This window comes from Sphingomonas sp. GC_Shp_5, from assembly GCF_026540855.1.
GTDB lineage: Bacteria > Pseudomonadota > Alphaproteobacteria > Sphingomonadales > Sphingomonadaceae > Sphingomonas.
On sequence record NZ_JALNUP010000027.1, the window covers coordinates 21,293 to 33,871 of the forward strand.

The 12,579-nt window shown below is 69.8% G+C and carries 10 protein-coding genes; 9 read left to right on the forward strand and 1 reads right to left on the reverse strand.

What is annotated here, in order from left to right; translation table 11 throughout:
• The first annotated feature begins 31 nt into the window (after nucleotides 1–31).
• Genes OXR60_RS17175 through OXR60_RS17185 form a run of 3 tightly spaced genes read left to right on the forward strand, consistent with a single transcriptional unit; the run spans nucleotide 32 to nucleotide 4,084 of the window.
• Nucleotides 32–1,609, forward strand: a complete 1,578-nt coding sequence (locus OXR60_RS17175) for an AarF/ABC1/UbiB kinase family protein (RefSeq protein ID WP_267397198.1) — start codon at nucleotides 32–34, stop codon at nucleotides 1,607–1,609.
• A complete protein-coding gene (locus tag OXR60_RS17180) occupies nucleotides 1,599–3,107 on the forward strand; it encodes a hypothetical protein (RefSeq protein WP_267397180.1) in 1,509 nt (502 codons plus the stop codon). Before OXR60_RS17175 ends, OXR60_RS17180 begins: the two co-directional genes overlap by 11 nt.
• Complete coding sequence (locus OXR60_RS17185; RefSeq protein WP_267397181.1) at nucleotides 3,104–4,084, forward strand: hypothetical protein; 981 nt, start codon at nucleotides 3,104–3,106, stop codon at nucleotides 4,082–4,084. Before OXR60_RS17180 ends, OXR60_RS17185 begins: the two co-directional genes overlap by 4 nt.
• On the opposite strand, the gene OXR60_RS17190 is transcribed toward OXR60_RS17185, so the two are convergent.
• Nucleotides 4,077–4,952, reverse strand: coding sequence for a LysR family transcriptional regulator (locus OXR60_RS17190; protein ID WP_267397182.1), 876 nt, complete (start codon nucleotides 4,950–4,952; stop codon nucleotides 4,077–4,079). The two genes, OXR60_RS17185 and OXR60_RS17190, sit on opposite strands and share 8 nt — an antisense overlap.
• A 91-nt stretch (nucleotides 4,953–5,043) precedes the next feature.
• Between OXR60_RS17190 and OXR60_RS17195 the strand changes: the two genes are divergently transcribed.
• The 6 genes from OXR60_RS17195 to OXR60_RS17220 all read left to right on the forward strand — a co-directional run bounded on the left by OXR60_RS17195 (nucleotide 5,044) and on the right by OXR60_RS17220 (nucleotide 12,576).
• On the forward strand, nucleotides 5,044–6,213 hold the full coding sequence (locus OXR60_RS17195; protein ID WP_267397183.1) for an isovaleryl-CoA dehydrogenase: 1,170 nt from the start codon (nucleotides 5,044–5,046) through the stop codon (nucleotides 6,211–6,213).
• 10 nt (nucleotides 6,214–6,223) lie between these two features.
• On the forward strand, nucleotides 6,224–7,819 hold the full coding sequence (locus OXR60_RS17200; protein WP_267397199.1) for a carboxyl transferase domain-containing protein: 1,596 nt from the start codon (nucleotides 6,224–6,226) through the stop codon (nucleotides 7,817–7,819).
• 4 nt (nucleotides 7,820–7,823) lie between these two features.
• On the forward strand, nucleotides 7,824–9,677 hold the full coding sequence (locus tag OXR60_RS17205) for a biotin carboxylase N-terminal domain-containing protein (RefSeq protein ID WP_267397184.1): 1,854 nt from the start codon (nucleotides 7,824–7,826) through the stop codon (nucleotides 9,675–9,677).
• The gene (locus OXR60_RS17210; protein WP_267397185.1) at nucleotides 9,677–10,129 is read left to right on the forward strand and encodes a MaoC family dehydratase; all 453 of its coding nucleotides are present in this window, start codon (nucleotides 9,677–9,679) and stop codon (nucleotides 10,127–10,129) included. Before OXR60_RS17205 ends, OXR60_RS17210 begins: the two co-directional genes overlap by 1 nt.
• The gene (locus OXR60_RS17215) at nucleotides 10,126–10,980 is read left to right on the forward strand and encodes a CoA ester lyase (protein ID WP_267397200.1); all 855 of its coding nucleotides are present in this window, start codon (nucleotides 10,126–10,128) and stop codon (nucleotides 10,978–10,980) included. The genes OXR60_RS17210 and OXR60_RS17215 overlap by 4 nt, the downstream gene beginning before the upstream one ends.
• Before the next feature lie 108 nt (nucleotides 10,981–11,088).
• The gene (locus OXR60_RS17220; protein WP_267397201.1) at nucleotides 11,089–12,576 is read left to right on the forward strand and encodes a peptidase S10; all 1,488 of its coding nucleotides are present in this window, start codon (nucleotides 11,089–11,091) and stop codon (nucleotides 12,574–12,576) included.
• Nucleotides 12,577–12,579: the final 3 nt, after the last annotated feature.

Consider the following 12,579-nt stretch of genomic DNA (forward strand, 5'->3'; position numbering starts at 1 on the left):
TCGGGAGGCGGGGATCTTGGGCGCGGTGCGCATGTTCTTGACGGTGATGCGAATGGGGCTGCTGCTGGCGGCGCTATGCTTGATCGGGCTGCTCGCGCCGGTGCGATCCCCCGCCCTCACCCGCCGCACGGTCCGCAGGCTGCTGGAACGCGGCGGCGTCACCACCATCAAGATCGGCCAGTATCTCGCGATCCGGCGCGATCTCTTCTCCGCCGAGATGTGCGCCGAACTCGCACGGCTGTTCGACGCGGTGCCGCCGATGGCGCCCGCGACGGTGCGTCGGATCATCGAACGCGAACTCGACGGGCCAGTCGACCGCTTTTTCGCGTCCATCGACTGGACGCCGATCGGCGCCGCCTCGATCGCCCAGGTCCATCGTGCCCACACCCGATCCGGCGCCATGGTCGCGGTGAAGGTGCAGCGTCCCGGTCTGGAGGCGCGCCTCGCCGCCGACTTCGGGCTGTTGCACCAGCTCGCGCGGATTGGCGACGGCCTGGCGCTGTTCGGCGGAGTGAAGGTCGCCGAGCTCGTCGCCGAGATCTCCACCTTCACGCGCCGCGAGGTCGATTTCCGCGCCGAGGGGCGGACGGCCGAACGCATCGCCGCCGATCCCGGCCGCGGCGTCCATGTCCCCGCGATCATCTGGCCGCTCTGCACCCGGCGGCTGCTGGTGATGGAATTCATCGAGGCGGTGCCGCTCGCGCGCGCGGTGGCGCTCGCGGAAGCGGGCGACGACCGGGCGTTCGCCGCCATCGCGCCGGGCATCGCCACCGCCACCATCGTCGCCGCGCTGGCCCGCGCGTTCCTGCGGCAATTGTTCGTCACCGGCCTGTTCCACGGCGATCCGCACCCCGCCAACGTGCTGATCCGGCGCGACGGCGGCATCGCTCTGATCGATTTCGGGATCTTTGGCGAACTCGGCCCCGCCGACCGCGCCTTGCTGACCGGCTATGTCGAGCATCTCGCGCTGGGTCGCTTTGACGCCGCGTTCGACTGCTACCGGCACCTGGTACATTTCGGGCCGCGCACCGACCCCACGGCGTTCCGGCATGACGCAGTCGCGGTGCTCGCCGCTTGGCATGCCGCCGCCACCGATCCGTCGACCCCGGTGGAACTGCAACTGACCGCGCGCTATCAGGGAATCATGTTCGCGGTGATGCGTGAGCATGGGGTGCGGATGGGAACTCAGCATCTGCTGTTCTGGCGCGCATTGGGGATGCTCGATTCCACGGCTCATCGCCTGCCGGGCGATTTCAACCTGCTCGCCGCCATTCGCCATTACTTTGCCGCGCGTCGGCCCGCGCTCACCACCCGCGCCGTGCGCGCCGGCGCCGATGCGATCGTCCATGCACGATGGCTGCTGCCGGACGCGATCGATGCCGTCGCCACCATCGGCCGCGAGCCGATCCGGACCGATGACGCCATCTCATCCGCCGACCGGCGTGAGGATGCCAGGATCGTGCGGACGATCTCGCTGATATTGGTAAGCCTCGCACTCGCGCTGCACGCTGCCGCGCTCGCGCCGCTGACGATGCTGTGGCCGGTGGCCGCTACGCTCGCCGTGATCGCGCTCGCGATCGGCGCTGCGGGAAGCCGGCGTGCCGCCTGACCCGGGCGACGCCATGGCGGCGCTGGCGCGGATGGGCGACGGCGCGATCCGTGCCGCGCAACTGATGGCGTTGCGCCGAGACCTGTTCGCCCCTCCCGTCGCCGACGCGCTGTCGCTGCTGCCGCCCAATCGATTGGCACCGCCGGCCGAGGCAGTCTCGATCATGGCACGCGAAGGCGGCAAGACCCGCGCGGCGGTGGTCGGCAGCTGGCTGCCGGTCAGCGAACCGAGCCCGCTCGCCTGGACCACCCGTGGCTTCGAGGCGCACCGCGAGGTCCGGGTCCGCGTCACGCTGCCGACGGCCGCCCCCGATGCCGCTGTCATCGCCGCCGCGATCCGGCTGGCGCTGCCGCTGATCGCCTCCCCCGATCGCGAGGCCGCGCGCCGCTCGCTCCACGACGACCTCACCCGCTGGCTGGCCGCCGAACTCGACGCTCCCGCGCAGCATGTCCGCCTTGCGCGCTGGCGCCGCCAGGCGCTGGCCCGCACCGGCACGATCGTTGCGCGACCGCTGGATAGCTGGACGGCACCACACCTCATCGGGATCGCCCGACTTCCGGCCTTGCCGCTGCCGCAGGTCGTGGCGCTGGCGGCCGGCGGCAACGAGGCGACGCTCGACGCGCACGACATTGATGCCGCCGCCACCGCACGGCGCCTGATCGAGGCCGCACTCGAGCAGGTCATGGTGTTCGGATCGGTGCCGATTGAACCGCGGCTTGACCATCTCGGCGTTCTCGCCGGTGATCGGATAGCCAGGATCGACATCGGCGGCGTCGAAGCGCTGTCGAAGGGGCTCCGCCGAGCAATCAACGGAGTCGCGCGCGCGGCGATCGCCCGCGACGCCGGGCTGGTCGCGGCCCGGCTCGCAGCGCTGCTCACGCCTTGCGATGCTGCCGATCATGCAGCGCTGGTGACGCGGCTCGACCGGGTCATCCAGCGGCTCGACGACGACGACGATGTTCGGGCGAGTCCCGCGCGTCTGCTCGACGACGGCCTGGCCGCGGTGCGGGCGAGCGGCTTTGCCGTTGCCGCGGACCTGCTCGCGCTCGGTCGCTGGCTCGCTGCCATGGCCACGGCAGCAGCGACGATCGATCACGCGGTCGACATCGGCGATGTCGCGCGCCGCTTCATGCTCCGGCGGGAACTGGAAGAAGCGGTCGCGCTGCCCGACAGCCTGGAAGCCGCGCAGCGGGTGCTCGCGGTGGTCGCGCCGCTCGAGACGCTGCCGGGGCGGCTGGATCGCCTGGTCGCCGATGCGGCGAGCGGCACCTATCGGCTGCCGGTCGAACAGCATCGCGCCGCCGTGGATCGACAGCTGCGCCTCGCCCAGGCGCGGCTGGTGGCGGTCGCGATCGGCTGGACGGGCATCGCGTTGCTGCTGCTCGTCGCTGCCGGCCTGCCCGCCGGCCCGTTGCGCACCGGCCTGACCGGGCTGCTCTGGGCTGGCGCGGCAGTGGCCGCCGGGCTCTTTCTGGCATTGTGGAGGCGGACCGCATGACGCGCCTGGGCGACACCATCCGGGTTACGGAGCGGCTGACGAGCGGCACGGCCGCCGCGCTGTTCCGCGCCGCCTCGCTCGCGCTGGCCGGCGCCGGCTCGTCCGAAGACGGGTCGCTATCCCCTGCCCTGCGGGCGCGTCTGCAGCGCGACGCCGCCGAGGCGCGCGCGCTCTACGACACGCTGGCGGAGGCCAAGGGGCTGAGCGGCGCGCTCCATGCGGTCGCCGTGCTCGCCCGTGGCGGCAGCGACCGCATCCTTGCGATCGCGGCGCTGGTCGATCTGCTTGCCGACGAGGCCGAGCGGCGCGGCGGCACCCGCACCGGCCGTGGCGCCTACAAGCGCCAGCAGGTCAAGGCGGCGCTGCTCTATGCGGTGCGGCGCGGCGGCTATACCATCCCGTTGGTGCCATCGTTTCTCGAGCCGGTGATCTTCTCGATCGGCGCCGACCTGCTGATCGACTTCACCGTCGCGCACATCAACGCGCAGCAACTGTGGACGTCCGGGCTGACGCCGACGCCAATCGGCCTGTGGTCGCGGTTCATGGCGCCGCTGCTGCTCGGGATCCGCACCGTGTTCCTGCGGACCTCGGAACTGCTCGCCGGGCTTGCCTGGTCGCTGATCCTTGCCGCCAATCAGCTTTCCCCGGCGGCGCGGGCGGCGGTCAACCGCGCCGTCGACTCGGATGCCGCCGCCATCGGCGCCTTGGTATCGCTGCGGGGTTTCCTCGAGGCCAATCCGCGCTTCGTCACCGGCGCCGCCGCGCTGTTCGGGATCGCCACCCGCCAGGCGGAGGCGTTGACCGGGCTCAGCGGGCCGGAAAAGCAGGCCTATGTGCGCGAGCTGGTCATGATCGTGCTCGAGCAGCAGGGCATCGTCGGCCAGTCGCCACTGCTCGACCGGATCATCGAGACGGTGGTCACGATCGGCATCGACGCCACCGTTGCCTTGTTCAACCGGCGCGGGCTGTTCAGCTGACCGCGCCGGCTTCAATCGCGGCGACTAGCGCGGCGATCGTCGGGCCCTCGCGCAAGGCAGCCGCGTCGACGTGGCGGGCATAAGCAAGGCCGATGGTGCGGCTGAAGCCGAAGCCGTCGAGCGGCCGGCGGATCATGCCGGGGTGGCGAAAGCAATCGGGCATCACCGTCACCGCGAGGCCCGCAGCGACGTAGCCCATCGCGCGATCGTCGCTGTTGGTCCGCGCCGGGAAGAAGGGCCGCACGCCGCGCGCGGTGAAGAAGCGACTGGTCTCCGACAGCAACTCGCAATGGCGGCGCACGATCATCGGATCGTTGACCAGATCCTCGGCGCGGATCGTTGACCCGCCCGCCAGCGGATGGGTAGCCGGCAGCGCCAGGCCATAGCCTTCGGTGAGCAGCGGCTGATGACGATCGTCATGCTCTCGCAGGATCATCAGTGCCGCATCCAAACGGCCACGCGCCAGCCGTTCGCGCAAGACGCTGTCCTTGCCCTCGACGATCTCGACGCGATCGGAAGAGCCGGAAGCATGAAGCGCACCGAGCCATGCCTCGATCCAGCGTCCTGGCACCGTTGACAATACGCCCAGCCGCAGGCTGCGCCGCTCCGCGGCGCCGGGGACGTCCCGCTCCGCCGCCGCAAACCCGGCCTCGATCGCCCGGGCATGACCCGCAAGACGCGCCCCCGCCTCGGTCAGCTCGACCCGTCGATTGGTACGCAGGAACAGCGGATGGCTAAGCATCGCCTCGAGCTTGGCGATGCCGACGGACAAGGTCGGCTGCGACACGTTGCAGGCCGCCGCGGCGCGCGAGAAGTTGCCATGGTCGACCACGGCGAGAAAATAGCGGAGCAGATAACGGTCGATCATAGACAGCTTCTATGATGTGAGGCGCGCGGTTTCAATTTTGCGCAGGGCCAGGCGGGGGCTATGGGCAGACGCAACAACAAGGAGAGGCTGGATGAGCGAACTCGATTTCGCCGCGGGCGAGATGGCGGACGCGATCCGCGAAACGACGCGCCGCTTCGCCGCGGACCGCATCGCGCCGATCGCCGCGCGGATCGATGCCGATGACGCTTTCCCCCGCGAGCTCTGGCCGGCGATGGGCGCGCTCGGGCTGCACGGCATCACCGTCGAGGAGGAATTTGGCGGGCTCGGGCTCGGCTATCTCGAGCATGTCATCGCCTGCGAGGAGGTCAGCCGCGCTTCGGCGTCGGTCGGGCTCAGCTATGGCGCCCATTCCAACCTCTGCGTCAACCAGATCCGACGCTGGGGCAGCCCTGCGCAAAAGGCCGCCTATCTGCCCAAGCTCGTCTCGGGCGAGCATGTCGGCAGCCTCGCCATGTCCGAGGTCGCCGCCGGATCCGACGTCGTCTCGATGAAGCTGCGCGCCGACAAGGTCGACGGCGGCTGGAAGCTCAACGGCACCAAATTCTGGATCACCAACGCCGCTTATGCGGACACGCTGGTGGTCTATGCCAAGACCAGCCCCGACGCGGGCTCGAAGGGCATCACCGCCTTCATCATCGAGAAGGACTTTGCTGGTTTCTCGATCGGCCAGAAGATCGACAAGCTCGGCATGCGCGGCTCGCCGACCGCGGAGCTGGTGTTCGACGATTGCTTCGTCGCCGACGCCCAGGTGATGGGGCCGCTCGACGGCGGCGCCAAGGTGCTGATGTCGGGGCTCGATTATGAGCGGGTCGTGCTCTCGGGGATCCAGCTCGGGATCATGCAGGCCTGCCTCGACGTCGTGCTGCCCTATGTGCGCGAGCGGCGCCAGTTCGGCCGCGCGATCGGCGAGTTCCAGCTGATGCAGGCCAAGATCGCCGACATGCACGTCGCGCTCAACTCGTCGCGTGCCTATGTCTATGCGGTCGCCCGGGCCTGCGATGCCGGGCAGACCACCCGGTTCGACGCCGCCGGCTGCATCCTGCTCGCCTCCGAGAATGCGGTGAAGGTCGCGGGCGAGGCGATCCAGGCGCTGGGCGGCGCGGGCTACACCAAGGACTGGCCGGTCGAGCGCTATTGGCGCGACGCCAAGCTGCTCGACATCGGCGCGGGCACCAACGAGGTGCGCCGGATGCTGATCGGCCGCGAGCTGATCGGCCATGACGCGCCGCGGGCGCAGTGAGGCCGCGGCGATGACCACGCTCGGCACGATGGTCGACACCGGCTCGGCCGAGTTCGCGGCCAATGCCGCGCACAATGTGGCGTTGGTCGAGGCCCTCCGCACCGCCACCGCGGCGAGCGCATTGGGCGGCTCCGAACAGCATCGCGCCCGCCACGTCGCCCGCGGCAAGCTGCTGCCGCGCGATCGCGTCGCCCGCCTGCTCGATCCCGGCGCGCCGTTCCTCGAGGTCGGCGCGCTCGCGGCGAACGGCCTGTACGGCGACAGCGCGCCCGGCGCCGGGATGATCGCCGGCGTCGGCCGCGTCGCGGGCCGCGAGTGCATGATCCTCGCCAACGACCCCACGGTAAAAGGCGGCGCTTATTTCCCGATGACGGTCAAGAAGCACCTGCGCGCGCAGGAGATCGCGCAGGAGAATGCCCTGCCGTGCATCTACCTGGTCGATTCGGGTGGCGCCAACCTGCCGCACCAGGCCGAGGTCTTCCCTGATCGCGAGCATTTCGGCCGCATCTTCTTCAACCAGGCGCAGATGTCCGCCAAGGGCATCCCCCAGATCGCCTGCGTGATGGGCAGCTGCACCGCCGGCGGCGCCTATGTCCCTGCGATGTCCGACGAGACGGTGATCGTCCGCGGCCAGGGCACGATTTTCCTCGCCGGCCCGCCGCTGGTGAAAGCGGCGACCGGCGAGGTGATTTCGGCCGAGGAACTGGGCGGCGCCGATACCCATGCCCGCAAGTCGGGCGTGGTCGATCACGTCGCCGAGAATGACGAGCAGGCGTTGCTGATCGTCCGCGACATCATCGCGACGCTCAATCGCCCCAAGGTGGTCGACATCGAGATCACCGCACCGCGCCCGCCCCGCCACGATCCGCAGGAGCTCTACGGCATCGTCCCCCAGGATGTCCGCGCGCCCTATGACGTCCATGAGGTGATCGCGCGGATCGTCGATGGCTCCGAGCTGCACGAGTTCAAGCCGCTGTACGGCGCCACTCTGGTCTGCGGCTTCGCGCGGATCTGGGGCATGCCCGTCGCGATCCTCGCCAACAACGGCGTGCTGTTTTCCGAAAGCGCGTTGAAGGGCGCGCATTTCATCGAGCTCGCCTGCCAGCGCCGGGTGCCGCTGCTGTTCCTGCAGAATATCTCCGGCTTCATGGTCGGCGGCAAATATGAGGCGGAGGGGATCGCCAAGCATGGCGCCAAGCTAGTGACCGCGGTCGCCACCGCCTCGGTGCCCAAGCTCACCGTGCTGATCGGCGGCAGCTTCGGCGCGGGCAATTACGGCATGTGCGGCCGCGCCTATTCGCCGCGCTTCCTGTTCACCTGGCCCAACGCCCGCATTTCGGTGATGGGCGGCGAGCAGGCGGCAAGCGTGCTCGCGACCGTCCACCGCGACGCCGACAGCTGGACGCCCGACCAGGCCGAGGCGTTCAAGGCGCCGATCCGCCAGACCTATGAGGACGAGGGCAATCCTTATTACGCCACGGCGCGGCTGTGGGACGATGGCATCATCGATCCCGCGCAGACCCGTGACGTGCTCGGCCTCGCCCTCTCCACCACGCTGAACGCCCCGATCCCCGATCGCGCGCAGTTCGGCCTGTTCCGGATGTGACGGCATGATCGAGAGCCTGCTGATCGCCAACCGCGGCGAGATCGCCCGCCGCATCATCCGCACCGCGCGTACGCTCGGCATCCGCACGATCGCGGTCCATTCCGATGTCGACGCCGCGATGCCGTTCGTCCGCGAGGCCGACGAGGCCGTGTGCATCGGCACCGCCGCCGCCGCTGACAGCTATCTGCGGCAGGACCGGCTGCTCGAGGCGGCGCGCGCCACCGGAGCCGAGGCGATCCACCCGGGCTATGGCTTCCTGTCGGAGAATGCGGAGTTCGCCGAGGCGGTGATCGCCGCCGGGCTGATCTGGGTCGGCGCCTCGCCGGCGAGCATCCGCGCGATGGGGCTGAAGGACGCCGCCAAGCAGCGGATGATCGCAGCCGGCGTACCGGTGACGCCGGGCTATCTCGGCGCCGACCAGTCGCCGGCGCGGCTCCAGGCCGAGGCAGACGGCATCGGCTATCCCGTGCTGATCAAGGCAGTCGCCGGCGGCGGCGGCAAGGGCATGCGCAAGGTGGACGCCGCCGGCGACTTCGCGGCGATGCTGGAAAGCTGCCAGCGCGAGGCCGCCGCGTCGTTCGGCGATGCGCGCGTGCTGATCGAGAAATACATCCTGTCGCCCCGCCACATCGAGGTGCAGGTGTTCGGCGACCGCCATGGCGAGGTCGTCCATTTGTTCGAGCGCGATTGCTCGCTCCAGCGACGCCACCAGAAGGTGATCGAGGAGGCCCCGGCCCCCGGCATGGACCCGGCAACGCGCGCCGCGGTCTGCGACGCCGCGGTGCGCGCCGCCCGGGCGGTCGATTATGTCGGCGCGGGGACCATCGAGTTCATCGCCGACGCCTCCGAGGGCCTGCGCGCCGACCGCATCTGGTTCATGGAGATGAACACGCGGCTGCAGGTCGAGCATCCGGTGACGGAGGCGATCACCGGTCAGGATCTGGTCGAATGGCAGCTCCGCGTCGCCGCCGGCGAGCCGTTGCCGCGGCGGCAGGACGAGCTGTCGATCACCGGCTGGGCGATGGAGGCGCGGCTCTACGCCGAGAACCCCGCCAGCGGCTTCCTGCCCTCGACCGGCCCGCTCGAGCGGCTGCGCTTCCCCGCCGGGGTGCGGGTCGACAGCGGCGTCGAGGAAGGCGGCGAGGTCACGCCCTTTTACGATCCGATGATCGCCAAGCTGATCGTCCACGGCCGCAGCCGTGGCGAGGCGGCGGCGAGGCTTGCGGCCGCGGCGCGCGGCACCGAGGTGTGGCCGGTGCGCACGAATGCCGCCTTCCTCGCCTGCGCCGGCGCCGACCCGGCCTTTGTCGCTGGTGCGGTGGATACCGGCTTCATCGAGCGCCACGCCGATCGCCTGATCCCGCCCACCGAGCCATCGGAGCGGGTCCGCCAGGCTGCCGTGGCGGCCATCCTCCCGGTCGCCACCGGTGATCCGTGGACCGGCCTGCCGGGCTTCCGGGTCAACGCGCCATCCGACCTGCAGGTCGCGGTCGAGATCGCCGGCAAGCCCTATCTGGTCGAGCGCGGGACGCCACCCGCCGCCACCCTGGCCGATGGCGTGCTGTTCATCGATGGTGAGGCATGGCCTTATGCGCCGCGCCGCGCCGGTCATGTCGATGGCAGCGGCGACGGCGATGGCGCGATCGTCGCGCCGATGCCGGGCCGCGTCATTGCGGTGCTGGTCACCGCCGGCCAGACGGTCGCCAAGGGCGAACGGATGCTGGTATTGGAAGCGATGAAGATGGAACAGGCGCTGCTCGCCCCCTTCGCCGGCACCGTTGCCACGCTGGGCGTCAGCGAAGGCGAGCAAGTCGCCGAGGGCGTGGTGCTGGCGCGGATCGAACGGGAGGCGGAGTGATGGCCGGGCGTTGCTATGAGGATTGGCAGGTCGGCGACCGGTTGGTCCACGATATCCGCCGCACCGTCACCGAGACCGATAACCTGCTGTTCTCGACGATGACCCACAACCCGCAGCCGTTGCACATCGATGCCGAGGCCGCGCGCGCCAGCGAGTTCGGGCAAATCCTCGTCAACGGCACCTTCACCTTCGCGCTGATGGTCGGCCTGTCGGTCGGCGACACCACGCTCGGAACGCTGGTGGCGAACCTCGGCTACGACCAGTTGGTGATGCCCAAGCCGGTATTCCTCGGCGACACGCTGCGCGCCGAAACCGAGGTCCACGCGCTCAAGGACAGCCGCTCGCGCCCCGATGCCGGCATTGTCACCTTCGCCCATCGCATGCTCAACCAGCGCGACGAGATCGTCTGCCAGTGCCTGCGCACCGCGCTGATCAGGCGCGCCGCGGCATAATGCTGCGCTCGCTGCTGTTCGTGCCCGGCGATCGGCCGGACCGGTTTGACAAGGCGGCGGCGAGCGGCGCCGATGCGCTGATCTTTGATCTCGAGGATGCGGTGGCGACCACCGCCAAGCCGGCGGCCCGCGCCGCGGTAGCGACCCGGCTGCGGGGGGAGCGCCGCCAAGGCGTTAGCCTGTTCGTCCGCGTCAACCCGCTCGACACGTCCGCCTGCGCCGACGATCTGGCTTCGCTCGCGGGCCTCGCGCTCGACGGTATCGTGCTGCCCAAGGCCGAAGGTGCCGCCAGCGTCCAGGCGCTCGCCGCCAGGCTTGCCGCGGCGCAGATCGATGCGCCGATCCTGCCGATCGCCACCGAAACACCCGCGGCGATCTTCGCACTCGGCAGCTATGCCGCCGCCGGCGTGTTGTTGGCCGGCCTCACCTGGGGGGCGGAGGACCTGCCCGCCGCGATCGGCGCCGCTACCAGTCGCGAGGCCGACGGCCGCTTCACGCCTCCCTATGAACTCGCCCGGTCGCTGACCCTCTTCGGTGCCCATGCTGCGGGCGTTCCCGCGATCGACACGGTCTTCCCCGCGTTTCGCGATCACGACGGCCTCGATCTCTATGCGCGCCGCGCCGCGCGCGACGGCTTCACCGGAATGATGGCCATCCATCCCGGCCAGGTCGCGATCATCAACGCCGCGTTCACACCGGAAGCCGAGCAGATCGCCGCCGCCCGCCGCATCGTTGCCGCCTTTGCCGCTGCGCCGGAGACCGGCGCACTGCAGGTCGATGGCCGGATGGTCGATGCGCCGCATCTCAAGCAGGCACAGGCGCTGCTCGATCGCGCGGGCGAGTGGAGCTAGCGAGCACGCGGTGAAATGGTGTTGCACGGCAGCAACGATCGTTCATGATCGGCGCGCCCAGCGGAAACCCCGCCGACACCGTCACGCAACGAGGTGCCTTCATTGACTATTCCCCGCCTTCTCGCCGCCACGCTGCTGCTCGCCGCCGGCAGCGCCGCTCATGCCCAGGCCGACAAGACCACCACCACCGTCGAAAAGAAGAGCGAGGATACGCCAAAGCTGCCGCCGCTCCCGGCTGACAAGTCGATCACCCAGACCGCGCAGATCGGGGGCCGCACGATCAGCTACAAGGCGACGGTCGGCACCATCACGGTGCGTGACGACAAGGGCAAGGAGATCGGCCAGGTCGTTTACACCGCCTATACCGTGCCCGGCCGCGATCCCGCCCGCCCGGTCACCTTCGCGTTCAACGGCGGTCCCGGCGCGGCCTCGGTGTATCTCAACCTCGGCGCGGTCGGCCCCAAGCGTGTCCAGTTCGGCGCTCAGGGCAATGCACCCTCCGACTCCCCGATCGCGCGCGACAACGCCAACAGCTGGCTCGATTTCACCGATCTCGTGTTCATCGATCCGGTCGGCACCGGCTTCAGCCGCAGCCTGGTCGACGAGGCCGAGACCAAGAAGGCCTTTTACGCCAACGATCCTGACATCCATTATCTGTCCAAGGTGGTCTACGACTGGCTGGTCAAGGAAGGCCGGCTGCGCAGCCCCAAATATGTGATGGGTGAAAGCTATGGCGGCTATCGCGCGCCGCGCATCGCCTATGAGCTCCAGTCGCAGATCGGCGTCGGCGTCAACGGCCTGATCATGGTCTCGCCCTATCTCGATCCCGCCTCGGGCGACGGCGCCACCGCGCTGTCGCCGCTGCCGTGGATGATCGACCTGCCGTCGATGGCCGCCGCCAACCTCGAGCGCCAGGGCCGGCTCACCCCGACCGCGATGGCCGAGGTCGAGGCCTATACCCGCGGCGATTTCGCCCGGGATCTGCTGCGCGGCCGCTCGGATCCGGAGGCGACCGGGCGCGTCGTCACCCGCGTCACCGAGCTTACCGGGCTCGATCCCGCCTTGGTCCGCCGGCTCGGCGGCCGGGTCGACAGCGGCACCTACCTGCGCGAGATCCATCGCGCCGACAACACCATCGGTTCCGTCTATGATTCCAACGTCACCGCCTTCGATCCCTTCCCCTGGTCGGCGCAGCAGCAGTCAAACGATCCGATCCTCGATGCGCTGATCGCCCCCACCACCAGCGCGATGGTCGATTTCGTCACCCGCGAGGTCGGCTGGAAGACCGACGCGCGCTACAACGCTTTGTCCTATGCGGTGAACAAGGCCTGGGATCGCGGCAAGCCGGACGACACGCCGGTGACCGACCTGCGCAAGGCGATCGCCAACGATCCCAAGATGCGGGTGCTGATCGTCCATGGCTGGGACGACCTGTCCTGCCCGTTCATGGCCTCGCGGCTGATCGTCGACCAGATGCCGGCGTTCGGCGTCGCCGAGCGCGTCCAGCTGCGGGTCTATGCCGGCGGCCACATGTTCTACAGCCGCAGCGACAGCGGCGCGCAGTTCAAGGCGGATGCCGAGCGGCTCTACCGATAGGCC